This window comes from Paenibacillus sp. FSL E2-0190, from assembly GCF_037992965.1.
Lineage (GTDB): Bacteria > Bacillota > Bacilli > Paenibacillales > Paenibacillaceae > Paenibacillus_AQ > Paenibacillus_AQ odorifer.
Genome location: NZ_CP150306.1, coordinates 1,858,857 through 1,884,537, shown reverse-complemented (window position 1 = coordinate 1,884,537; position 25,681 = coordinate 1,858,857). Strand labels below are relative to the sequence as shown.

Below are 25,681 nucleotides of genomic sequence, written 5' to 3'. Positions count from 1 at the left end.
AAACAACCACCTATCGTTTGTTATATCGATCTAAGGCTGCCTGATGGATACTCAAAAACTCTTCCAGTCCCATACTCTGAGCTTCTTTCAAAAATTTATCATAGGCATCTACCGGCAGGTCTCCCATTATGATTTTTGCAAAATACTCTCCGCGCAGTGTCGACAGCTGGTTTCCAAGCTCGGCTTCCCGCGAAGCTTCATCTTTGGTAAAGGAAATAGGTGGCATAGCCATACTGGTGTCCATATTTTCTGTCCAATTCTTGCGAATGTCTCCCGAGTAACTTCCTTTGGCAGCGATCAGCGGGTTGGAATGATGCTCATCCCGGATATCCGGCCAGTTGTGCATCCGGTATTTCCATAAGGTTGTCGATACGGGCTGACCTTCAGGGTCTTTAAAGATATAACTGTTCTCTGGATAATAAGGCATTCCCGTCTCATCAATCAGGTGGACCGTGCCATATTCACCAAAGTTAATCAATTCCCAGCCCTTTTTACTGTAATTAAAATCAAGCCAAGCCATTGCCGCTTCTACATTTTTGCTTTGCGTGGTGATCGCAGCTTCGATACCCGCTCTTTTGAAATTTTTGTACGTGGTTGCGGACTTATCTCCTTTGTTCAGAACCGGGTTCAGTGCGCCCACAAAGTCGATACCGCTTTGCTCTTTCCAATAACTCCACATCGTATCCGGAGAGTCCATCATCATCGCGGTATCTCCCGAAATGGCGCTCGCCATTCTCTGGTTAAAGTCTGCCGTTGCCCAGTCCGGGTTCAATAATCCTTCTTTGTTCCATTGCTGCATGGTGGTCAAATATTCCTTAGCTTTCGGCTGTGCTGGCCCCCAGGCCACTTTGCCATTCTCATCAAGGAACGTCCAATCCCATACTCCATATGCGCCATTTATGATGCCGGTAAAAATCTGGCCGTAAGTAGAGCCGTAATTAAGTGGTGCTTTGTATCCGACTTCCTTTGCTTTTGTCAGGAAGGTATGCCATTCATCAATCGTATTTGGAACTTCAAGCCCTGTTTTGTCCAGCGCTTCCTGCTTAATCAATGTTCCAAACCAAGTCCACTCTGAATATGGGGCGATGCCATAGAAGCCGAGCAGCTTGCCGTCATCCGTGACCGTGGTTTTTCTTCTTGATTCATCCGAATTGCGCCACTTCGTATAGTTCGGAGCATTTTTCTCCATCAGATCTGTCAGATCGATATAAGCACCGTCATTTACGCCCGCTTCAAAACCTCCCGGATAACGTCCCGGCTCAATGATAATGTCAGGCAGTTCACCGGAGGAGATCATCAACGTGAAGGCATCCGCTTCCTGGCCGATTGGCGGCGTGATGAAGTTTACTTTGATTCCCGTTAATTGCTCCACCTGCTTCTGGACAGCATGATTGTTCATATCCGGAATATTGGAATTCGCAGGCATCCATACATCCAGAACCACATCACCTTTAACAGGATAAGCTGAGTAATCATTTGGAATGACTTCATCGAAGACGTCGCCGAGGTATGTATCATTCAAGGAATGATTAACTTCGTCGATTTGCTCTTGCGTTGGGGCTGTATTGCCGCGTATGTCTGCGCTGATATCTGTAAACTCAACCGGGTCTTTGGCTGTGCTCTCGTTCTCTTTGTTGTTGGAGACACCCTTATCAGCCCCATTGTTTGCACTGTTGCCACTACATGCTGTTACAGTCGAAATGATCAGTATTAACACAAATAAAAGACTAAAATAACGCTTTGCATTGTTCTTCATACTTAACCTCCCACTATAAAATATTTGCCACAACGCCTTAAGCAAATCCAAAGCTTGGAACCACGCTCCTTTTTGACCTGTAGATAACTCCCCTTGATTAATACAGTTTTTCTGTATCTCAGATCGAATTATAAGCATCCAAAATTCATATGTCAACGCTTTCATACAATAATTTTGTAATCTTATGAACTTTTCTCAAACAAATATGTGGCTATACCAACTACAAACCTATTAAAAAACCGTACTAACCATCCTGTATTTTGGCGAAAAACCCCTTATAAAACAGGCGTTTTTCGTCAATTATTATCGACAGCGAATAAAAATATCTGCATTACATGAAAAGGCCATTCATTACATTTTTTCTGTAATTAATGGCCTTTTCAGTCTTGATTTCCTGTTTTATTCTTATTCTCCCGACGGTACGGTCTGAGCAAGCGTATCCCTACAAGGAACCCCAAAATCTGGTGTCCCATCCACCTTCCACCCAAATTTCTGGATACGGGTCGCGCGCAAAGACACATCCGCTCCAGCGGAAGGAAGCGCATGATAGACTATCCAATCTTCCTTGCCATCAGGAGAATGTGTGAAGCTATTGTGCCCCGTGGCAAAAATCCCGTTCTCTACACTTTTGCAAAATACAGGCGACATTGATTTTTCCCATGACAGCGGTTGCAAAGGATCTGCCGCTTCGCTCATGGTGAGCATCCCTAGTGCATAATCCTCAGACCAAGTCGTACTTGCCGAATAAACCATGAAAATACGATTGTTTCGCTGCAAAATTACCGGACCTTCGTTAATCGCCATGCCACCTTGCTTCTCCCATGACAGAGTTGGAGCGGTAAGCAGGTGATGCTCCCCTTCCAAGGTCCAAGGATTACTCATTCGCATAATGTAAATAGCCGACCCATAATCAGGAAAATGACCATATCCCGCATACAGAAAATACAGCTGATCCCGCAAAGACATTACTGTTCCATCTAACCCTGGGACAGGTGTCTGCAAAGCACCTCTCCATACCCACTGTCCTTCCAGCGGGTTCGCTGCTTCATTCTCCAGCACACAAATCCGCCGTGAATCGTCGCCTCCTCCGTCATTCGCAGTGTAGTAAATGTACCATCTGTTGTCCAAATGATGAATTTCCGGCGCCCACAGATTGTAACTGTAGCTGCCCCCCGGTTCGGGAGACCAGATCACTTTCTTGTCGCCCTCCGCAAGGCCGGTCAAGGTTCTAGATCTCGTCAGCTCCAGACATTTAGCTTTTGTGGCCATAAAGTAATAATAGCCATCGGTATGTTTGAATACCCATGGGTCTCCTGAGCTTGCTACAATTGGATTTAAAAAAGTTGTACGCTGTGACATTCCCTTTCCCTCCTTAGCTTTTCATCCCCGTAAAAACGATCCACCGCGGCGATAATAATAGACAAATCCCGATTTTCCAGCACCTCCCATAAAATAATAACTCCCATCATACTCAGCTCTCCTAAAGTTGTCTAGAGTGGTAAATAGATACATCCGAACCCTGTTCCATTTTCCAAATAAAGCACTTTCCTTTCGAAAATGAGCTTTTCCTCCACTTCCCACGCTTTGCGTCAATCGACAAACTTCACATTGTCCGGTAGAAAAAACGTGCTCTTTGTGATAGACTCACTAATAACAATGACTTCTCCGTTCATTTTAGGCGGTAACTGTTTATACCAAAACAGCGGCTTTTTTTATAGAAACGGCATCGCTTTTCTTATTGAGGAAGCAGGTCCCCGTTCTTTCTATAAACCGTATATACGCAGGTCTTTGGAGTTCATTGCGTTAATGCGACACTATATTTGATTGAAATTCATTTAGGGGGGAATGTCATTATGGCAGCCAAGAAAATGCGTTCAGACATGATTAAAAAAGGCTTTGACCGTGCTCCACACCGTAGTCTCCTGAGAGCAGCCGGAGTAAAAGAAGAAGATTTCGGAAAGCCGTTTATTGCGGTCTGCAATTCCTATATTGATATTGTTCCAGGGCATGTGCATTTGCAAGAGTTCGGTAAAATCGTTAAGGAAGCGATTCGAGAAGCTGGTGGCGTTCCTTTTGAATTCAATACGATCGGCGTAGATGACGGGATTGCTATGGGACATATCGGCATGCGTTATTCACTGCCAAGCCGCGAGATCATCGCTGACGCCTTGGAAACTGTAGTTTCCGCGCATTGGTTCGATGGCATGGTCTGCATCCCTAACTGTGATAAAATTACACCGGGCATGATGATGGGCGCACTGCGTGTTAACATCCCAACCATGTTCGTAAGCGGCGGCCCAATGAAAGCCGGCGTAGATAGTAAAGGTAATAAGCTCTCTCTGACCTCGGTATTTGAAGGCGTTGGTGCTCACCAAGTCGGCAAAATCAACGATGCAGAGCTGCTTGAATTAGAACAATTCGGTTGTCCAACCTGTGGATCTTGTTCCGGAATGTTCACTGCCAACTCCATGAACTGCCTTGCAGAAGCACTTGGACTGGCATTGCCAGGTAACGGTACAATTTTGGCTGTTGCTGATGAGCGTAGAGAATTTGTTCGCAAATCCGCAACACAACTGATGGAATTGATTAAGCTGGATCTTAAACCAAGAGATATCGTAACTAAAGAATCCCTTGATAACGCATTTGCACTGGATATGGCAATGGGTGGTTCTACTAACACAGTGCTGCACACCCTTGCATTAGCTCAAGAAGCAGGTATCGATTATCCGCTTGAACGCATTAACGAAGTTGCAAACCGTGTTCCCTATCTGGCTAAGCTGGCTCCAGCTTCTGATATCTTTATCGAAGATGTGGACCGTGCGGGCGGCGTTAGTGCTGTATTGAATGAACTGCTGAAGAAACCAGGTGCTCTGTTCGGGGAATGTATGACCGTTACCGGCAAAACATTAGCTGAGAACGTAATCGGACACGAGATCCAAGATACTTCCGTAATTCATACTATCGACAACCCTTACTCCGAAAGAGGCGGTCTTGCCGTACTTTATGGAAACTTGGCTCCAGAGGGTTCTATCATCAAGGTTGGTGCAGTTGATGCTTCAGTAGGTGGATATCATAAAGGTCCTGCGATCTGCTTTGATTCCCAAGAAGCTGCACTGGAAGGTATCGCGAACGGTAAAGTTAAAGAAGGCCATGTAGTCGTTATCCGCTATGAAGGTCCTAAGGGCGGACCAGGAATGCCGGAAATGCTGGCGCCTACTTCACAAATCGTGGGTATGGGGCTAGGTGCTAAGGTCGGTCTGATTACAGACGGTCGTTTCTCGGGGGCTTCCCGCGGAATCAGTATCGGCCATATCTCTCCAGAAGCAGCTGAAGGCGGTCCGATCGCTTTTGTTGAGGATGGAGACATCATTGAGCTGGATCTCAACAACCGGAAGATTGAATTGCTGGTTGAAGAAGAAGTATTAGCAGTTCGTCGTACGGGTTGGAAAGAATTCGAACCTAAAGTTAAAACTGGTTACCTGGCTCGTTACTCCAAAATGGTAACCAATGCAAGTAACGGCGCAGTGCTGAAGATTTAATCCCTTTAGCAAAAAAGAATATTAAAACAAGCAAGAGCAGTCCCACCTTAGTATTTCTACTGGCGGGCTGCTCTTTTTTTAATTATCCCAATAAAAAAATGTTCTACAACCCATCGCTGGATTGTAGAACATCTCTTTACATGTCCACTGTAATACTTATCAATAAGATCATGAATCAATTGGTTACTGTCGCACCTGGCATTTCTACATCTGCAACCGAATCATTAAGTGACAACGATTCTTCCTGTTGCGATTTGCGTTTTTTTGCAGTTTTCGGATGATGAGGCAGCTGTTGATTCATCTTTTTGAGCAGCTCTGAAACAGGCATCAGGATAAGCTTCGGCACAAGGACCTCGCTCCGTTCTTTAAGCCTTGCCCCACCTGCTGGATGAATCACACTTAACAGGATTCTTAAGTAAAATTTGGAGGAACGTGCGAATAAGCCATCCGGCAAATCACGTACGGTAAAGCCGAATTTCTCCGGTCCCCGGTTAATCATGCTGACTCCGTAAAGCGCTTTGGCTTCTGCAAGATCCACATCTTTGGCAATGATCTCAGCAAGAATGGGCAGATCCTTTTCCATTCTGCGGATCATTCGAATCGCTAGTTGAGCGGAAGAACGTGAATGAATTCCTAATTCGAACAACTGTTTATTATCGATGTGCAGCTCAATGACTTTGTCGCCTTTACGCAGCAGCTCTCCACCCTCGAGTTCAACCAGTTCGCCCTGATATTTCCGCATCCGATAATGCAGGAAAGGATCTGACGGAGTAATCGTTTGGAGATGAAAAAGAGCTTGAAATACCTGTTCCCAAGCTAACCAAAGTCCTACAAGCACCCGTTTACCAAAAGATAAGCGCCGGATAGGTGACGTCTCAGCCATCTTAATCATCTCATCAATCCGAATGCTGCGTAGTCCCCGTTTACGGGCTTCCTCCAGAGTCTGCTCAAGAGCCACAAGCATATTCCCTGGAGCATCCGCATCTGCACCCAGCGTTGTGCCGCTATCATGCAACAACATCACTTCCCCGGGATTTAGACGGGCCAGCATCTTCTCAGTGAGTTTTTCGGCGCCGAGCTTCTCACGCCAATCGCCAAACATTGCCGACCAAAGCACAATTTCAACTTGGCGTCGTTTGGAAATATCAAATAAATTGACAATACCCCAAGGTGGACGGTAATACGTACTGCGTTCGCCAATAATATTATAGATAATATCATTCGTACGTTGAATCTGCCGGCGGACGGTTGCTGGCCGCATGAGCCAGTTCGTCTTGTGAACATAATTATGAATTCCGATGAGATGTCCCTCATCATGGATACGCTGAATAAGATCAGGATAACGTTCAGCATTAGAGCCGACTACAAAAAAGGTTGCTTTTGCATCATACCTCTTCAGTAATTCCAGCAGTAATGGTGTAAATCGAGGATCAGGTCCATCATCGAAGGTCAGTGCGAATTCATTTCGCCCAGTTCCTTTACGAAAGACACGGTAACCAAAAATCCGGCTGATCATACCAGGGATAAAAGCATAAAATGATGAGATGTAAAATAACCAGAGCAGCAAAGTCTGCATATTAATTCCCCGCTTTTCCAGAGTTGACTTTGGCTCGCCTAATGTCTGCAAGCAGAACCCGTGAAACGGCCAAGTGAAGTAGAATAAAAAAACGTTACCCCCTATTTTAACACATGTATCAAAGAAATAGACGCTTTTAAAGTAAAATCATGTACAATGTAATCAACCTGGCGTATCCACTTATAAAAAAAGGGAGTTGTTTATATCTATGCTGCCGTTATACAAAAAATATTGGCGCACATTTTTTGACATCGGATTAATTGTCCTCACGGTTTATTTAATTATGTTCTCCTTTAGTAAGCTGTATCAGTTAGCTGCACCTGTATTCCTGTCTTTTTTTGTGTTTTTGCTTATCGAACCCTTGGCCCGCTTCTTGAACCGCCGTGGTCTTGGTAAACCTTTTGCCTCCGCTATTTCAGTGCTGCTCTTTCTGATTGTGCTGTTAGGTACATTATTTGGTGCCGGTCTACTGATTACGATCCAGGCCCTTCACTTCCAAGAGAACCTCCCTAAATATACATATGTGGTGCAGCAGCATTTTGTGGAGACCACGACCTACCTGCAGCAAAAAATAGATAACTTGCCACCCGATATTACGAACAAGGTCAACGGGTACTTTAAAGATGCCACGGATGTCCTAACAGGATGGCTGATCACTTTTCTAAAATACATGGCCGGTATTCTAGGCTCCTTCTCCACCTTCATGGCCAATTTCGGGATAGCCATTATTTTGGCATTTTTCCTTAGCATGGAAATCAAAGATTGGCGTAAAATCGCGCATGACAAAATGCCAAAAACCTTTAAGAACGCCTTCGCCTTTTTGCAAGGCAATGTTTTTAAAGCTATCGGTTCCTATTTAAAAGCACAACTTATTCTGATCAGCATTACTTTTGCCATAGTTCTAGTCGGCTTATTTATTCTGCGAACCGGCAACGAAATCACAATGGCATTAGTCTGCGCGGTATTTGATGTTTTGCCGCTTCTTGGTGTGACGACAATTTTAGTCCCTTGGATCATCTATTTGTTCATCGTGGGCAATACATCACTGGCTATTGGATTAATTATCCTCCTTGCCATTGTACTAATTGTTAGGCAGCTGCTTGAGCCGAAGATTACCGGGAATTCAATTGGCGTATCCTCAGCCTTCCTTATGCTGTCGTTCGTCATTCTGTCCACATCTGCTTTCGGTATGGCTGGTCTGATCCTGTCGCCGATTCTGCTTATTCTGATAAAAGAACTGATTCAACAAGGGTATCTTCAGAGCTGGATCTATCTTCCGCAAGAGGAATTTATCATTTCGCCCTTTGCAGCTAACGGTCCAGCTTCCAATCAGACCAGCTCTGCGCCACCACCTGAACCTCAAGCTCCAGAGGGAACCGATGATAATAAATCCAATATCTGACCGAACAGCTTAACGGCTAGATGTGAGCTGTCCGGAGCGACGTTCTCCACCGCTACCGACACAGCATATCTGGGATGATCCAGCGGCCCATAGCCGATAAACCATTGATTGTTACGCGGCATACCCTTAACAAGGGTTTGTGCCGTACCTGATTTCCCGGCAACCGGCCATTTCGTGCTCTGCAGACTTGTGCCGGTTCCATCCGTAACTACTTTACGCATCCAGGACAGCAGCTGGCGGGCTGTAGATTCTGAGATCCTCCCGGCAGTTGAAGGGGAAAGATGACCCGGCAGATCCTCTAGCTTTTGCCCATTTGCAAAGGTTACACGCTGGAGAATTCTTGGCGCTCTCACTTCCCCGCCATGCAGTAACGTCACCACCAGGTTCGCTGCCTGAAGTGGAGTCACTTGCACATCTCGCTGCCCAATGGCCGTCTGCACTCTGGCGCCTGGATCATCCGGCAGCAAAGAAGTAAAGATCGTCCCCTTCTGCTCACCGGACAGTGGCTTAAGAACTGGAAAACCAAGCGTATTCTCCGCTTGCCAGCTAATATCTCTTCCGAGCCCCAGCGCGAGTGCTGTCGCTTGAAGCTGCGCCCCACTCAAACGTTCTGCCAGCGCAGCAAATACAGTATTACAGGACACGGCGAACCCTTGCGCCAGCGTGAGGGGACCGTGTCCTTTTCCTTTTAGACAAGACAATCCATATTTCTCATATTGCCCTGAACAATAGAAAAGCTCATCCGCTGAGGTGACCCCGGCTTCTAGTGCTGCTGCTGCTGTGACGATTTTGAAAATTGATCCAGGTACGGCAGCCTGCAACGCCCGGTTATTCCACTCTCCCCCTTCAGGGGATATCTTCTCTGGGTCGTAAAAAGGTAAAGATACCATGGCTTCAATATCTCCCGTTCCGGTGTCTAACACCACCACGGCTCCTTCCTTCATTCCAGCTTTGACAGCTAACTCCTCTATTTGTTCCTGAAGCTTTTTATCAATCGTTGTATATAAAGACAGCGGATAATACGGATTACCCGGGGCTCGTACTTGAATGGGAATGCCCGGGACACGTTGCCCGCGCGCATCAACCTGAGCATATGCCTCAGTATGCCCTACACCTCGAAGCAACGGCTCCAGGGTTTTTTCTAACCCGTCCGTTCCTTTCATCGGAATTCTCAGCCCCGATGGGGAAGCCTTCCCACCAGTGTTTGGTACCGCTTCCGATAAATATCCAAGCCACTGCCGACCAGTTGCTTTCCCATCATATCTGCGAGCAAAAGGAAACACGCCTACGCCGTCGATCCCCAATGCACTCACTTCTTCCGCTTGTGCGGATGTAAGTGCGAGCGGTCCTTTTCCCACTGAGGATGGCCAAAGCAATGGTTCTTTAAGGGAAGAGCGCTTGTTTAGCAATTGCTCATAACTCACTCCAAGGATAGCTGCCAACCGGTGCATGGACTCAGCTTCTTCGTATACGACCTGCGTCACGGTATTCCTAGCCTTCGCCTCTTGAGGAAAAAACGCAGCCGTCCAAATGGTTTCCCCGGCAAGGGGTTCACTCTTTCGGTCATACAGACGCCCCCGCCCAGAGTCCAATACCGTCTCCCGTTCGCTTTGAATTTCTGCCATCTTTGCAAGTGTATATTTCGTTCCAGGGACCGTCTGTTCCTTCATAAACAGTTGAATCCACGCCAGCCTAAGGACCAACACGGCTACTACTGAACATAAAATAATCAGTCCGCCGAGTATACGTCTGTGGACATTATTGTGCAATCCCATTCCTCCTGACTGACGTTCATAGCCTTTATTATGTCCCACCCGCTGGATTATTTACACTCATGCTTAGTTAGCTAATTTATAGCCTTTTGAATAGCACAAAGACCAGTCCCAAATAATTGGAGACTGGTCTTTGTAGTTAAAAATATTTACTTAGGTTATGCAAAGTTACAAATTAAATTTGGACAGTTTTTCTTGCAACTGCCGGGACGCATGCTCAAGCTGCTCAGACAGCTCCACTAAATGATCACTCACACTTTGTTGCTCCCCACTAAGCGAAGCCACTTCTTGAGAAGCTGCTGATGATTCTTCTGCAATGGAGCTGATATTGCCCATCGAATTTGACAGCACCTTCTGGGATTGGCTCAAGCTATCCATCGATAAAGCAACAGATTCCAAGCGTGTAATAAAATGACGCATCTGATCCTGTACAGATACGAAGATATCGCTAGTGCTCTCCACTGAAGTCACCTGCTGATTAAAAAGAGGGGCTACTTCCGAGAGAACACCTACGGTCTCGTTCATATCCTTCATAATGGTGTCTGTTATATTAGCCACCACAGCAATGGATTCTTTGGACTGATCTGCAAGCTGACGTATTTCATCGGCCACTACCATAAATCCCCGGCCGGACTCCCCTGCCCTTGCCGCTTCTATCGTTGCATTTAGAGACAAAATATTCGTCTGCTGTGTAATATTCTGCATAACATCAAGCACCTTCATCACTGATGATGTGGTGTCTTGCAGCTCATTCACTTTCAGCACAAGCTTATTCGTCATATCGCCCGTCTTATTGGTCTTGCCAAGCAGCTCTTTTAACTCATTAAAACCTTCTTCACTAAGCACGCCGATACTATGTGCGGTATGATCCATCTCATGCGTAGCTGAGTTCACTTTGTTCATTTGCACCGAAATTTGCCCCGTAAGCTCGTTACCCTGGTCCGCCTCCAAAGCTAGGCTGCCTGAACCTCCGGCAATTTCTTCTGTTGCTGCGGCAATCTCTTTGGCTGCCATCGCTGTCTTACGCGATACTCTACTAAGTTCATCGGCAGTTTCCATTACCTTCCTCGCGGTTTCATTAGTATGGATTACCAGTTCTGTGATCCGTTCCATCATCCTATTAAAGGAACCCGATAACTGACCAATTTCATCTCGTGAGGTAATATCCGTACGTACTCCAAGATTTCCATCTGCCCCTTGAGACATTAGATCCTTAAGTCGGGTCAAGGGCTTAGATACCATTCTGTACATCCAGTAACCAATTAGAATGGCGACAATAGCAGCCACCGCAACAATAATATATGTAGTTTTTAGAATACGAAGTGCGTCTTTCGTAAGATTCTCAGCCGGAACAACACCAAGCAATCTCCAGCTGGAGCTTTCCATCGTCCCGTACACAGCCAGAATGGATTTTCCTTTCTCATCCTTCGTTGGCAATGACCCAGCCTCAAGCTCCAAACCATGAAGAAGAGTCCCTCCCAGACTGAGATAAGTATCTGTTCCCACTTGCTGGGACGATGCGATCAATTCATCCTTATCCGTCAGCAATTGCATGTAAGAGCTGGGTCCGAGATCAACTTTACGAAGCTGATTTTCTAATTCACTAATTCTAATATCACAGATAATTATGTATCCCGGGCTTTGTGTATCCCCAGCTATCGATTGTGCCAAATGAAACATACCCGAAGTATTTCCGGCTTGCCCCTGTTCTGTTCGGGGAATCCACAATGTTTGTGGTTGCTCCTCAAGCTGCTTGAACCATGAGGACTCTCTGAATTCTTTGATAAAAGCGCTGTCTTTTGATCCCGCTGACGAAGTAGGGACTTCCTGATTCATCGGGATGAGGTATACAGCTTCTACCCCCTTTGATGCGGTCAGCCAGGCATTTAGCTCGGCGCTAATCTGGTTGGACTGCAAATTACGCTCCTCATTACTTGTAGTGGGATTATTCCCTTGTTTGAGTGCATCCTGAATCTCATTGTTGTAAAGAATTCTTCCTAGGCCATCCTCATAACGCAATAATTCAACATCAAACTTCTCTGCAGCTTGGACGACTGTCTGTTGATTGGCTGACAGCGCGTTATTCTCGATCGTTTGCTCAGCTACGGAATAGGAAATGTAGCCAAGTGAGAGAACGAGCACCATTGTTGAGATGAAGAAGATGAGAAAAAGCCGCACCCCAATCGATTTGGCAGGGTGCAGCTGGAAATGCGCCTTTTCTTTTTTTACTTGCGACTTCATCAATTGTTCACCACCGTTGTCTTCAGTTATGCCTGCTGGCTTATCTCTTACAAGGTCATGAACAATTCCAACGCCCGATCGGCAAGATATGGTAAATACTCATGACCGTACTCATAATAAACCATAAGCTCTTTGGACGCTAGTATTTTATTGTATGCGGCAAATTGAGTTGAAGGTGGACAAATCGTATCGGATAACCCGGTAACCCACAGTACTTTAGCCTGTATTCTTTCGGCAAGATTCTGAATATCGATATAACCGAGCCTATTAAAAATCTCATCCTCACGCAAATGATGGGGATCAAAAAACCGGAAATAATAGTTGATCTCCTCATAAGCTGAAGTGGTAATATCCAGCTCCCAAGCACGTTTATAATCTGAAAGGAAGGGATATACAGGCAGGGCTATTTTTATACGAGGCTCTAATGCTGCACAAGCCACAGTCAGCGCTCCACCTTGAGATAGTCCAAAGGCACCTACACGTTCAGGATCAACTTCATCCATAGACATCAGAACTCGGGCAGTCTGTGCCGTATCCAAAAACACATTGCGATAATAAAGGTTATCAGGATTAGGATCATCCATCCCTCGAATGATATGTCCGCGTATCGTAGTCCCTTTTACGGTAAGGTTATCTTCGGAGAGGCCACCCTGGCCGCGACAATCCATCGCCAGGACGCTAATCCCGTGAGCAGCATAAGCCACCTTCTCCATCCAATCCCCGCTGTCACAGGAGTATCCATGGAACATCACTACACCGGGACCTTTTTTATGTACGCTGTTCTTCGGTCTTACATATTTGCAATGGATTCTTGCACCGCCAACTCCGGTAAAATACAAATGAAAACATTCCGCAAGTTCACTGACAAACTCCGCTGGTTCCAGTTCATAATCCAGCGGCTGTGCATCCAGATCACGCAATGCCCGCTCCCAAAATCGCTCGAAATCATCCGGTTTTGGACTACTTCCGTTATATTCCTTTAACTGTGACAAATTCATGTCGCTTCCCAAAATATTATTCCTCCTTAAGTTATGTAACGAAATTGTTCGCTTGCTGTTCGTAACCGCGAAGTTCGTTACAGTTACTATGCTAGATAGAAACGGAAAACCCAATATGGGTTTTCCGTTGATGTATGGATATCTACGAGGGGGTAGTTGCGATGGGATAGTGAGATGGGATAGTGAGATGGGATAGTGAGATGGGATAGTTGCGTTTTCTGCGACTGGATAGTTTAGTCGCAGCTCCGAGGCTGGATAGTTGCACTTTGTGCAGCTATTATAGCTGAATATGTGTTTTTTCCCTTTTAGTTGCACTTTGTACAACTAACAAACGGTAAAAGGAGCTTTTGGGGGTTACTTCGCTGATATAGTTGCACGAAGTGCAATTATATCGCCTAGTAACCAAAAAAATGTTAGTTTAAGTGCACATAGTGCAACTATTTACGTCAGAGCCATAGAGTAACTAAGTAACTAAGCAACAGAGTAGCAGAAACGCCAACAGAGCCACATTCACCACTCACTCGCTGCTTGCCTATTACCTCCACAACTAATCATATTCCACGTACCACTACCTTCTTATTACCTCCACAACTAATCACATTCCACGTACCTACTACCTTCTTATTACCTCTACAACCACTCACATTCCACTTGCACCTATCTTCCCATTACCTTCACAACACCCACATTTTCCATCTTGCCTATTAACTTCTTTATAATCGGCACAGTAACAGCTTCTGGCTGGATAGTTGTACTTTGTGCAGCTATTATAGCTGAATATGTGTTTTTTCCCTTTTAGTTGCACTTTGTACAACTAAAAAACGGTAAAAGGAGCTTTTGGTGGTTACTTCGCTGATATAGTTGCACGAAGTGCAATTATATCGCCTAGTAACCAAAGAAATGTTAGTTTAAGTGCACATAGTGCAACTATTTACGTCAGAGCCATAGAGTAACCAAGCCATAGAGTAACTAAGCAACAGAGTAGCAGAAGCGCCAACAGAGCCACATTCACCACTCACTCACTGCTTGCCTATTACCTCCACAACTAATCATATTCCACGTACCTACTACCTTCTTATTACCTCTACAACCACTCACATTCCACTTATCCGCTATCTTCTTATTGCCTTCACAACACCCACATTTCCATTTTGCCTATTAACTTCTTTATAATCGGCACAGTAACAGTTTGCGACTGGATAGTTGCACTTTGTGCAGCTATTACAGCTGAAATATATTTGTTTCTAATCTTAGTTGCACTTTGTACAACTAAAAAACGGTAAAAGGAGCTTTTGGTGGTTACTTCGCTGATATAGTTGCACGAAGTGCAACTATATCGCCTAGTAACCAAAGAAATGTTAGTTTAAGTGCACATAGTGCAACTATTTACGTCAGAGCCATAGAGTTGCACTTTGTGCAGCTATTACAGCTGAAATATATTTGTTCCTAATCTTAGTTGCACTTTGTACAACTAAAAAACGGTAAAAGGAGCTTTTGGTGGTTACTTGGCTGATATAGTTGCACGAAGTGCAACTATATCGCCTAGTAACCAAAGAAATGTTAGTTTAAATGCACAAAGTGCAACTATTTACGTCAGAGCCACAGAGTGACTAAACAACGAAGTGATCAGAATCGCCAACAGAGCCGAATTTCCCCCTCGCCTGCTACTTATCTATTACAGGCGATAATGTGTCGTTCTGTTGTACATTCTGCAACAGAACACGGAGGTCGCACAAGGCAACCTCCGCACTGAGCACACCCAACAACATTCAACACACCAAACCCAACACACTTCTTTCGAACTCTACGCTACGCAATTCTCCGGAACTCTAGCATACTCACTGAAAATATAGGTTATTAAGTCCAATTAGATTTTGCCTAAACCTGCATCATCGCCAACCTCTTCATGGGTTTCGATGACATAGTTGACGATTTCATCAACCGTTGTATAAGCAACGCCTACATAAGTATCAGCCGCGCCATAATAGATGGCGATACGGCCGGTTTCTGCATCATGCAGAGTAGCACATGGGAACAGGACGTTATTCACAAAACCTCTTTCCTCGTACCATTCTTCTGGCGTTAATACAAAGTTCTTCGAGCGATATTTTACTTTCGAGGGCTCATTGATGTCCAAAATAACCGCTCCCATACTATACACAAGACCATTGCACGTTCCAGTTACGCCATGGTAGAACATCAACCAGCCTTCAGTAGTTTCAATCGGCGCTGGTCCGCCACCAATTTTGACACTTTGCCACCAGCCTTGACCACCCTTGGTCATTACATGGCGGTGTTTTCCCCAATATACGAAGTCAGGGCTTTCACTAAGGAATACATCACCAAATGGCGTATGGCCACTGTCACTTGGACGGGACAACATCACGAAGTTGTTGTTGATTTTTCTAGGGAACAGTACACCGTTCCGGTTGAATGGCAGGAATGGGTTTTCCAAGCTGATAAATGTTTTGAAATCTTGTGTTTTTGCTACCCCAATAGCTGCTCCGTAGAAATCTGTACACCAGATAATATAAAATGTATCTTCAACCTTCACCAGACGCGGATCGTAAGCATAACGCGGCTGATAAGCATTACCTTCTTCATCTATAAATCGGATCGGCTCATCATCGATTTTCCAATCCAAACCATCCACACTATGTCCCATACGCAGATGCGGACGAGTAGTGTTATCTTCTACACGAAATACACCAATAAAACTGCCTTCATACGCAGCAACCGCACTATTGAAAATACGGGCTACACCTTTTGCAGGATTTCTTTTGATAACCGGGTTATCATTATGTCTCCAAATCGGATTTTCGTAGCCAGCAGGCTTTTCTTGCCAAGGCATGTTCGGGATGTTAATTGCACTTGCTCCAACCAATTTTACTTCACTCATTAGTTTTCCCTCCAAATGTATGCAACTTTTCAGTATGCTATTTTATCTAGTACTGTTATTAAATTTACTGTCGAGCTCACTTTACAGAACCTTGTGAAAAACCATTGTAGATATATTTTTGCAAGGCGGTAAACACAACCAATGTCGGTATAATTGCGATCATAATCGCCGCACATATTACTTCCCACTGCGATCCATATGGACCTTTAAACTTAAAGAGTGCTGTGGAGATCGTTTGCAGATCTGTTTTCGGCATATAAAGGAAAGGGGTGTAAAAATCGTTATAAATATTAACACCCTTCACGATCACTACAGTTACAATCGCCGGCTTCAACAGTGGCAAAATAATTCTCCAATAAATTGTCCAATACGAAGCTCCGTCCAGCATCGCGGATTCATCCAGTGACTCGGAGATCGAGTCCAAAAACTGCATGAAGATATAAACAGCGATAATATCCGTGCCCAAGTACATAACGATTGGTGCCCATCTGGTATTAAATAATCCCAAGTGATTGATGATTTGGAAAGTAGCTACTTGTGTAGTTACACCTGGAATCAGGGTGGCAATCAGGAACATACTAATTAGGATCTTACTGCCTTTAAATTTGAAGCGCGATAAAATATAAGCCATCATCGAACCCGTCAACGTAGCACCCGCAATAGAAATCACAACGATAATGACAGTATTTTTAAAACCGAGCAGCATTTTTCCGTCTACAAAAGCCTTAGTGTAGTTGGAGAAATTCAACCAATTCTCTGGCAGTGTTAACGGTCCGGTAGAAGCATATTCGGCTCCGGTTTTTAATGAAGCGAAAAACACGACCACGATAGGTATCAAAGCTACAAGTGCTCCCAAAATCAAGGTGAGATATTTGAATATACTAGCAGTGGTATATTTTACAGAATGCATAGTTTATTTCTCCTCCTTGATCAGAACGCGCTGCAAAATAGTAACGATGATAACAATACCCAGCAATACCACGGCCATCGCCGATGCCAAACCAACCTTGCTGTATTTGAAAGCTACATCGACCGTCTGAATTACGAATGTACTACTTCCGTTAGATCCGCCTGTCATGACGTATGGAATTTCGAATACCCCAATGGCGCCACTAACCGCAAGAATCAAGTTCAATTGCAGAATACGTTTAATGCTTGGCAAAATAATATGCATAAACTGATGCCATCTGTTTGCACCGTCAATTTCAGCGGCCTCATAGATATCCTTACCAATAGAAGAAATAGCTCCGAGGAAAATCAGGAAGTTCATTCCCATGTATCTCCACAGTGACGCACCTGCGAGCGAGAAGTTAATCAAATTAGGATTTAGAAGCCACTTCTGCTGCAGACTGCCAAGCCCAATCAGATTGAGAATCGTATCTAACGTTCCATCTGGTTTGAAAAAGAACAGGAAGATAAAACCGATTGCTACACCGTTTAGCAAGGTCGGGAAGAACAAAATCCCTTTAAACAAGTTTTTCATGCGAACACTAAAGCTCAAGATGGTTGCAAAATACAAGGCAAGTGCCATCTGAATAAAGGTGGTAAAGAAATAATACAAACTGACCTTAAACACAGAAAAATACTCAGGTTTCGTAAAAATGGTCTTGTAGTTTTCTAAACCGACATATTCCATATTTTTGCTCAATCCATTCCAACTGGTGAAGCTGTACCGAAACATACTGATGACTGGATAATAAGCGAATGTGAGCAGCAACAATATCGGCACTAATGAGAATAAGATGATGATAGCGATTCTTTGATTTTTATAGCTCAAATTTGAAAACTTAAACACCCGATACACCTCCAGAAAAAGCATCCTCATTTATTTAAGACTCGTTTAAATGTGAAGGGGGAAATGCTTGTTAGCATATCCCCTCCCACATTCACTACCGCCTATAGCATCTAAGAAGCTTATAGTTGTTACTGTGCTGTGACTTTAGCGCGAGCGGCTTTCCACTTGTCGTTCAGGTCTTTCATGATGTCATCATAGGATTCTTTTCTGTTGCCAATCGCTGCTTCAATAATCCGTTTCTTGAAGTCTGGCTGCCAAGCACCGATCTCAGCTTGTTTGTCGATTTCATCAGACCAGCCTTCTTCACCAGCTTTAGCAGGAGCAAGAGTATCAAAGGTTACATCTGTACCTTCATATTGTTTCAGGATTTCTGGAAGCTCTGCACCGATAGCCGGGCTCATACCGCCGCCTTCAGTTGTAGGATAGTTAGATTCGTTGATGAACCAATCCACCCAAGCTCTAGCAGCTTCTTTGTTTTTACTGTGCACGCTGACACCCAGATTGTAGTCCCCAGCAAGCGGCACAAGGATTTTATCCGCATTGGTTGGGAAAGGCATAAATCCAACATCGTCTGGATTTGTAGCCAGGCCTTTGATTTGCCCAATTGCCCAAGATCCAAGCACCATAGTCCCAATTTTTCCGTTGGCCAGATCAGCTTTGGAAGATTCCCAGTCTGTTGTAGTTGGATCTTCTTCAATCAAACCTTTTTGTGCTGCATCGTACAGAATTTTGTACAATTCATAGTGTGGTTGACCCGCTACATAGTTGTCGTCGCTAGCCACTTGAGCAATGTTCACATAATCACGGTCACCAGCTACTGTAGCCAGATCCGCTTCCCATTGTGTCAATGTCCAGCCTGCTGCGTAATTTGTGTAAAGAGGAACAGCTTGTGTTTTGTCTTTAATAGTCTGCAGAGCAGTCAAGAATTGTTCAGGGGTTTTGGGAACCTCTGTAATTCCGGCATCTTTGAAGACTTGTTTGTTATAGATAATCCCGTTAAAGTTGATAGTCATCGGAATACCATAGGCAACTCCGTCTACTGCACGTTCTTCCAACCCTGTGTATTGTTTGCTCATTTCTTCAAGCTTGCCAAGGGGTTCGAAGAAATCAGGAATATCTTTTACAGCTATGCTAGTAGGTAACAAAAGAACGTCGCCATAATCACTAGTGCTCATACGAATTTTAATTTGATCTTCGTAAGTAGCGAGCGCTTCAAAGTTCACCTTTACATCAGGATATTTCTCATTAAATTTAGCCGCATACTCTTTGAATACGGTATCAACAATATCTGTTCTTTGCGTTATGACTGTGATATCCCCTTTGATATCCTTGGCTGCTGTACCATCAGCTGGAGCAGTTGCCTCTGCTGAAGAACCATTGTTTCCTGTGTTTTTAGCAGCTTCATTGTTAGTGTTGTTGTTTGAGGAACAACCGCTAAACAATCCCGCCACAAGTGTTAGTGCCATCAAGCCCATCATTGTTTTGCCTTTTTTCATGCTGTTACGACCCCTCTCTTCAATTCAACTCTAGTTTTAGGTAAATAACAAAAATAATAACTTTTATCATCACTCATAACTTGAAAGAGTAGCCATTAATACCGGATTATCTGAATTACTCTTGAAAACAAGTGATGATATCGCTTACAAACCCATTATAAATCTATTTTCGACGCAAAACGATGGTTTCAATTGCTTTTTCTGGTCTTGTATTTGTTATTTTTGTTTTACTTATAACAATTTTGTTATCTAATTTATAAAAATATCCACAAAAAAAGAGAGCTTTTCGCCCTCCTAATAAATAACTTCCTATATATGCCTAAAACTCACGTTCAATTTTCGGGAATTTACAGCCGCTTTTATAATCCTTAGGTGTCATACCACACATTTTCTTGAACAATTTATTAAAATATACCGGATCGCTATAACCCACCTTCTCGGCAATTTCATAATTTTTCAGGTCAGGATGCTCCATTAACAGTTCCTTTGCTTTAGAAATTCTAATCCGAATCAGATAGTCTGTGATCGTCTGCCCCGTCTTTAATTTGAACAAACGGCTGAGATAACTCGCATTCATGCCCACCATCTCCGCTAGGCGTTCAAGCTCGAAGTTCTGATCATACTCTCTCTCCAGAATACTTTTTGTCTGCTCAACTACATAATGTTCTCCACCATCCGCAGCTTGTGAGAAAATCTCCTCATGCTCCGTCACGGTCTTTTTCTTTACATCCTCTACTCTCTTAAGCAGTTCATATAGCTGAGTCTTATCAATCGGTTTAAGCAAATAATCCATCACCCCATGACGGATCGCTCGACGGGCATATTCAAATTCACTAAAACCGCTAAGGACAGCAATAGGGATATCCTCCATATGGTCTCTAGCCTGTTCAATCAGCTTAAAACCATCCATTCTAGGCATTTTGATATCTGTAATAAGCAGATCTATATCCTCCCGGGATAACTTTTCTAAATGTTCCCAGGCTTCCAACCCGTTGCCGTAAGATCCAATTACATGTACGTCTATTTCCATTCTGGATGTGATTTTTTCGAGCCCCCTGCGAATGACTTCCTCGTCGTCCGCAATCATAACATTTATCATTTGAGTAATTCCCTCCAGTTGTATCCGCCAGTTATTATGATTGCGCTATCATCACGAATAGTATCTCCCCATGTATTACGTCAATGTACGATTGCGCCCTTTTATAGTCTTATATTTACTATAACTAAAGTTATTCAAATTTCCCAGCTTCAACTACAAATTGTCCTTGAAATCATCTGCGAAAAAGTATATAACTAAATTAAGTTGTTATTATAAACTAACAAAACAATAATAACTATCTAACAAAATGAAGATTGCTAATTTTTCTATTTTTGTGTGTAAAGTGAGGATTCTCGATGATGTTAAACAACGAATACATTGCAGGCGTAACCTGGGGTTTCTCGGGTAGACGTGGTTCATGGACAACAGAAGAAGCTGAGTGTTCGCTGGAATTAATGTCCTCTGTCACCGGAGCGAACTGGACGGCCATTGCGCTCAGCGCGCTTCAAGCTACCGCTCATTCTACGGAAATTCCCTACTGGGAGGCTCCAACCGTTAGCGACGAAGAAGTGAAATGGGCTATCAGCAAAGCGAAGTCACTGCAGCTAAAAGTATGCCTGAAGCCGATTGTTAATTGTGCTGACGGAACTTGGCGTGCCCATATTAACTTTTTTGATAAGGATGTCCCTTGCGAGCCTAAATGGTCTGAGTGGTTCAGCTCTTATACTAAATTTATTCTGCACTATGCCGCTATCGCTGAGGAAACAGGCTGTGAAATGTTCTGTATTGGCTGTGAGCTTGTACAGACGGATAGACGCGAAGCCGAATGGCGTTCGCTTATTGCCGAGGTGCGGAAGGTCTACTCAGGTATTCTTACTTATAATTGCGATAAGTATCAGGAGGATAACGTAACCTGGTGGGATGCGCTCGATGTGATTTCTTCAAGTGGGTATTATCCAGCTAGTGATTGGGAGGCTCAGCTGGACCGGATTGAGCAAGTAGTGCGCTCACAGAATAAGCCGTTCTTTTTCATGGAAGCAGGTTGCCCAAGCCGGAGCGGGAGCGCTGCGATTCCCAATGATTGGACCTTAAAGGGCGAACCAAGTCAAGAAGAACAAAGTAAATTCTATCAGGCAATGTTTCAAGGCTGTGAGCACAGAGATTGGGTTCAGGGCTTTATGCTCTGGGATTGGCCTACTCATCTTTATCCAATTGAAGAAGCAGCACAGAATGATGATTACTGTATGTACGGTAAGCAAGCCGCTGGGATCATCAACGAATATTTCACCTCAAAAATCACCAAATAATGTGAGGAGTGACTGATTACAATGATTAATTCACCAGAATTATGGTTGACCCAACTTGAGGATGAACTGCAGGATAATATTCTTAGTTTTTGGATGAAACAGACGAAGGATGAAGTAAACGGCGGTTTTGTAGGTGAAATCGACAATCAGCTGAACATTACTCCTAACGCAGAGAAAAGCCTTGTGCTTAATGCCCGGATCCTTTGGTCCTTTGCGAGCGCTTACCGGATCTACGGTAAACCGGAATATCTGGCGATGGCAGAACGTGCTTATACCTACCTGATGGAACACTTCATTGATAAAGAGTATGGCGGATTATACTGGATGGTGGATGCTGAGGGCAGACCTTCTCAAGAGAAAAAGCAGATCTATGGCCAATCCTTTGCTATCTACGCACTTGCTGAATTCTACCATGCGACCGGACGTCCAGAGGTCTTAGAGGATGCGATTCAATTATTCCAGCTAGTTGAGAAATACGGCTATGATTCTATTTATAAAGGTTATGTCGAAGCTTTATCACGGGAATGGCAAATCACTGATAACCTCAGTCTCAGCAGCAAGGATATGAATGAAAAAAAATCTATGAATACCCATCTGCATGTTCTGGAAGCGTATACCGGTCTCTATCGAGTATGGAAGTCGGAGGAACTAAAGAGCACGCTAACTGAGCTAATCGAAACGATGCTGGATCATATCATTGATCAGGAAGGCCAGCATTTTCATCTTTTCTTAGATGAAGCATGGAATGTGAAATCAGATATTATCTCCTACGGACATGACATCGAAGGAAGCTGGCTGCTGGTGGAAGCTGCTGAAACCCTTGGAGAAGAGCAGCTGCTGCAGCGTGTGCGAACAGTCGCTGTCTCCATGGCAGAAGCCGTTCTTGCGGAAGGTATAGATAGCGATGGAGGGATATGGAATGAAGCTGACCCAAGCGGGCTGCTGAGCAAAGATAAAGATTGGTGGCCGCAAGCTGAGGCGGTTGTTGGATTCTATAATGCTTATCAGCTGACTGGTGACAGCAAATTTAATGAGGCTGCCCAAGCCTCCTGGACTTTTATCGATAAATACATGGTGGATCACAAGCTGGGTGAATGGTACTGGGGCGTGGACGAGAACCTTCAGCCCCTGCCTCACGGATCAAAGGTTAGCGCCTGGAAATGTCCTTATCATAACAGCAGAGCCTGCTTCGAAATGATCGCACGACTGAAATCAACTATAAAGGAGACTGTCTAATGTCATCATTATTCCAAGAACGCAAACAACAATTAACAGAACGTTATGAAGCCCTGATCGCTCGCAAGAACGAAAAGCTTCCTTATGGAAACGGCATTTATGACCGATATGCTCATCCACTGCTAACTGCTGAACATGCGCCCTTAATCTGGCGTTATGATTTTAACCCAGATACCAACCCTTATTTTGCCGAAAGAATTGGCGTCAACGGCGTCTTCAACCCGGGTGCTATTGCACTGAATGGCAAATTCTATCTTGTTGCTCGCGTGGAAGGCAATGACCGCAAATCTTTTTTCGCTGTAGCAGAAAGCGACAATGGCGTGGACGGTTTCCGCTTCTGGGATCATCCAGTTGTGCTGCCGGAGACAGAAGTTCCTGATATCAACGTCTACGACATGCGCCTCGTTAGCCATGAAGATGGCTGGATCTACGGCCTCTTCTGTACAGAACGCAAAGATCCAGAAGCCCCACAGGGTGACCTTTCTAGCGCAGTAGCACAGTGTGGTATTGTTCGCACCAAAGATCTGAAGACCTGGGAACGTCTGGCGGATCTCAAAACAGGCTCTGCTCAGCAGCGTAATGTCGTGCTACACCCTGAATTTGTAGATGGAAAATACGCTTTCTACACTCGCCCACAAGATGGCTTTATCGATGCAGGTTCCGGTGGCGGTATTGGCTGGGGACTCTCGGATACAATTGAAGATGCCGTAATTACCAGCGAGACTATCATGGACGAACGCTACTACCATACCATCAAGGAAGTTAAAAATGGCCAAGGTCCAGCTCCAATCAAAACTGCAAAAGGCTGGCTGCATATTGCTCATGGTGTACGCAACACAGCTGCTGGACTCCGATACGTGCTATATGCTTTCTTATCTGACCTGGATGAGCCAAACAAAGTTACTCATTCACCTGGCGGTCATTTCATCGCACCAGACGGTGAAGAACGTGTCGGTGATGTCTCCAATGTCGTGTTCTGTAATGGCGTGATTGCACGTGATAACGGTGAAATCTATATTTACTACGCCTCCTCCGACACTCGTATCCATGTGGCTACAACTACCGTTGACCAAATGTTAGATTATGTGCTGAACACTCCAGAGGATCCCCTTCGTTCTTATGCTTGTGTACAGCAACGTATTGCTCTTATTGATCGTAATTTAGCATTGTAAAAAAAGTTCATAAACCCTAAAAATCAACAGAGCAGCGATTCTCCTATATTAGGAGGATCGCTGCTCTGCGTTTTGATCATTCACTGTTTGCTTCAAGCGAATATCAATCATCCAGAGTAACTTAAGGACTCAGATGACGCTATTCACATGTATTTAGCCTTCAAAGTAAGTTTTCGGACTCCAGGGGCGCTATTCCCTGAAAAGAGTCCCATTTGGGGCGTTTTCTAGGCCGATAGCTGCGCTGGAGTCCGTTAGCATTGTAAATATCGGATAATACTGCATATAGGGTCTGCTGTGTCCGTTAGCGGGTTACTTTGCGTATTTGATTGTGTTTTTGATTGCGTATTTGATAGTATTTGCAGTTTGCCTTTCGACACAAAAAGCCATTTACATGACGCACATCCATACTTTCCAGCCCATTCATGAGTAATTCCTATAGATTAAGCTCAAAATAGGTCAGTAACCCCTAACTCCAAGGAGGCTGAGATATTAATGTTCAAACGTATGGATGAAATCATGATTGAGATTCCTGAAGTTGAGAAGCCCGATCCCAATGCTGCTGCCGCTGTTCAGGAATTACTTGGCGGAAAGTTCGGTGAAATGTCGACCCTTAACAATTACCTCTTTCAATCCTTTAATTTCCGTTCAAAAGACAAGCTGAAGCCTTTTTATGATTTGGTGATGAGCATAACAGCGGAAGAGCTTGGCCATGTCGAGCTGGTTTCGCATGCCATCAACAAATGTCTTCGAGGGTCAACAAGTTATAAAGAGCCCGATTCCACCCCTCTAGGGTCCGCAAAAGATGCGCGTCTATCCTATCACTTTCTGGCTGGTGCACAAGGGGCTATGCCTTTTGATTCAACGGGGAACCCGTGGACGGGTGCAAACGTCTTTAATAGCGGAAACCTAGTGGAAGATCTGCTACATAACTTCTTCCTCGAATGCGGAGCCAGAACACATAAAATGAAGGTCTACGAAATGACTGACCATCCAGCTGCACGCGCTGTAGTCGGATTCCTTTTAGTCCGTGGTGGTGTCCACGTGGTCGCTTATGCCAAAGCCATCGAAGTGGCAACAGGTGTTAATGTAACTAAGCTCGTACCGATTCCTTCGTTAAATAATAAATCATTCAGTGAAGCAAAAAAATATGAAGAAAAAGGCGTGCATACCAAGCTATACACCTGGAGTGAAAGTGACTTCGGCGCCATCGATCAGATTTGGAAGGGAACCCACCCAGAGGATAATCTTCCGCTTGAAGTTATTCAAGGAGCCCCTAAAGGCTTTCCGATCCCCGTTGCTCCGGCAGTCGAAGAGGAATTCGCTCCCGGAATCTCCCCCGAAGACTTTAAAGAAATTGCCAAACGCCTCAAAATGGCTGGAAATATTACAGACTAATATTCATAGTGAATCTGGTGAGGAAGTTACCTACAATCTTCCTTACCCTAGATTCACT

General features: G+C 44.4%; 17 protein-coding genes. 6 read left to right on the top strand and 11 right to left on the bottom strand.

Features of this window, described 5'->3' with window-relative positions; genetic code table 11:
- Positions 1 to 10: 10 nt before the first annotated feature.
- Both NST25_RS08035 and NST25_RS08030 read right to left on the bottom strand, forming a co-directional pair.
- Positions 11 to 1,756 (bottom strand): extracellular solute-binding protein, encoded by a 1,746-nt coding sequence (locus tag NST25_RS08035; protein ID WP_076126335.1) that lies wholly within the window; start codon positions 1,754 to 1,756, stop codon positions 11 to 13.
- 405 nt (positions 1,757 to 2,161) lie between these two features.
- Complete coding sequence (locus NST25_RS08030) at positions 2,162 to 3,115, bottom strand: glycoside hydrolase family 43 protein (protein WP_076184706.1); 954 nt, start codon at positions 3,113 to 3,115, stop codon at positions 2,162 to 2,164.
- 494 nt (positions 3,116 to 3,609) lie between these two features.
- Here NST25_RS08030 and ilvD point away from each other — a divergent pair, with 494 nt between their 5' ends.
- Positions 3,610 to 5,295 (top strand): dihydroxy-acid dehydratase, encoded by a 1,686-nt coding sequence (gene ilvD, locus NST25_RS08025; protein ID WP_339172495.1) that lies wholly within the window; start codon positions 3,610 to 3,612, stop codon positions 5,293 to 5,295.
- A 175-nt stretch (positions 5,296 to 5,470) separates the two neighbouring features.
- On the opposite strand, the gene NST25_RS08020 is transcribed toward ilvD, so the two are convergent.
- Positions 5,471 to 6,871, bottom strand: coding sequence for a polysaccharide deacetylase family protein (locus tag NST25_RS08020; RefSeq protein ID WP_076303411.1), 1,401 nt, complete (start codon positions 6,869 to 6,871; stop codon positions 5,471 to 5,473).
- Between the two features lie 208 nt (positions 6,872 to 7,079).
- Between NST25_RS08020 and NST25_RS08015 the strand changes: the two genes are divergently transcribed.
- Positions 7,080 to 8,273, top strand: a complete 1,194-nt coding sequence (locus NST25_RS08015; RefSeq protein ID WP_339190207.1) for an AI-2E family transporter — start codon at positions 7,080 to 7,082, stop codon at positions 8,271 to 8,273.
- Here NST25_RS08015 and NST25_RS08010 read toward each other — a convergent pair.
- From NST25_RS08010 to NST25_RS07975, 8 genes are all read right to left on the bottom strand, one after another.
- Positions 8,231 to 10,048: a penicillin-binding protein 2 gene (locus NST25_RS08010; RefSeq protein WP_340393736.1), complete on the bottom strand. Its 1,818-nt coding sequence runs from the start codon at positions 10,046 to 10,048 to the stop codon at positions 8,231 to 8,233. The genes NST25_RS08015 and NST25_RS08010 overlap by 43 nt on opposite strands.
- 165 nt (positions 10,049 to 10,213) lie before the next feature.
- Positions 10,214 to 12,286: a methyl-accepting chemotaxis protein gene (locus NST25_RS08005; RefSeq protein WP_339190204.1), complete on the bottom strand. Its 2,073-nt coding sequence runs from the start codon at positions 12,284 to 12,286 to the stop codon at positions 10,214 to 10,216.
- Positions 12,287 to 12,333: 47 nt separating this feature from the next.
- Positions 12,334 to 13,296, bottom strand: a complete 963-nt coding sequence (locus NST25_RS08000; protein ID WP_339190202.1) for an alpha/beta fold hydrolase — start codon at positions 13,294 to 13,296, stop codon at positions 12,334 to 12,336.
- A gap of 1,855 nt (positions 13,297 to 15,151) precedes the next feature.
- Positions 15,152 to 16,183: a glycoside hydrolase family 130 protein gene (locus NST25_RS07995; RefSeq protein ID WP_339190200.1), complete on the bottom strand. Its 1,032-nt coding sequence runs from the start codon at positions 16,181 to 16,183 to the stop codon at positions 15,152 to 15,154.
- A gap of 76 nt (positions 16,184 to 16,259) precedes the next feature.
- Positions 16,260 to 17,093: a carbohydrate ABC transporter permease gene (locus tag NST25_RS07990; RefSeq protein WP_076126321.1), complete on the bottom strand. Its 834-nt coding sequence runs from the start codon at positions 17,091 to 17,093 to the stop codon at positions 16,260 to 16,262.
- A gap of 3 nt (positions 17,094 to 17,096) precedes the next feature.
- Positions 17,097 to 17,978, bottom strand: coding sequence for a sugar ABC transporter permease (locus NST25_RS07985; protein ID WP_036675555.1), 882 nt, complete (start codon positions 17,976 to 17,978; stop codon positions 17,097 to 17,099).
- Between the two features lie 128 nt (positions 17,979 to 18,106).
- The gene (locus NST25_RS07980; RefSeq protein ID WP_076134055.1) at positions 18,107 to 19,474 is read right to left on the bottom strand and encodes an extracellular solute-binding protein; all 1,368 of its coding nucleotides are present in this window, start codon (positions 19,472 to 19,474) and stop codon (positions 18,107 to 18,109) included.
- Between the two features lie 319 nt (positions 19,475 to 19,793).
- On the bottom strand, positions 19,794 to 20,573 hold the full coding sequence (locus NST25_RS07975) for a response regulator (protein ID WP_076126317.1): 780 nt from the start codon (positions 20,571 to 20,573) through the stop codon (positions 19,794 to 19,796).
- Between the two features lie 296 nt (positions 20,574 to 20,869).
- Here NST25_RS07975 and NST25_RS07970 point away from each other — a divergent pair, with 296 nt between their 5' ends.
- From NST25_RS07970 to NST25_RS07955, 4 genes are all read left to right on the top strand, one after another.
- Positions 20,870 to 21,820, top strand: a complete 951-nt coding sequence (locus NST25_RS07970; protein WP_076308695.1) for a 1,4-beta-xylanase — start codon at positions 20,870 to 20,872, stop codon at positions 21,818 to 21,820.
- Positions 21,821 to 21,841: 21 nt separating this feature from the next.
- Positions 21,842 to 23,056, top strand: a complete 1,215-nt coding sequence (locus NST25_RS07965) for an AGE family epimerase/isomerase (RefSeq protein ID WP_339190198.1) — start codon at positions 21,842 to 21,844, stop codon at positions 23,054 to 23,056.
- A complete protein-coding gene (locus tag NST25_RS07960) occupies positions 23,056 to 24,228 on the top strand; it encodes a glycosidase (protein ID WP_340393734.1) in 1,173 nt (390 codons plus the stop codon). Before NST25_RS07965 ends, NST25_RS07960 begins: the two co-directional genes overlap by 1 nt.
- 492 nt (positions 24,229 to 24,720) lie before the next feature.
- A complete protein-coding gene (locus NST25_RS07955) occupies positions 24,721 to 25,623 on the top strand; it encodes a manganese catalase family protein (protein WP_036675571.1) in 903 nt (300 codons plus the stop codon).
- The last annotated feature ends 58 nt before the right edge of the window (positions 25,624 to 25,681 follow it).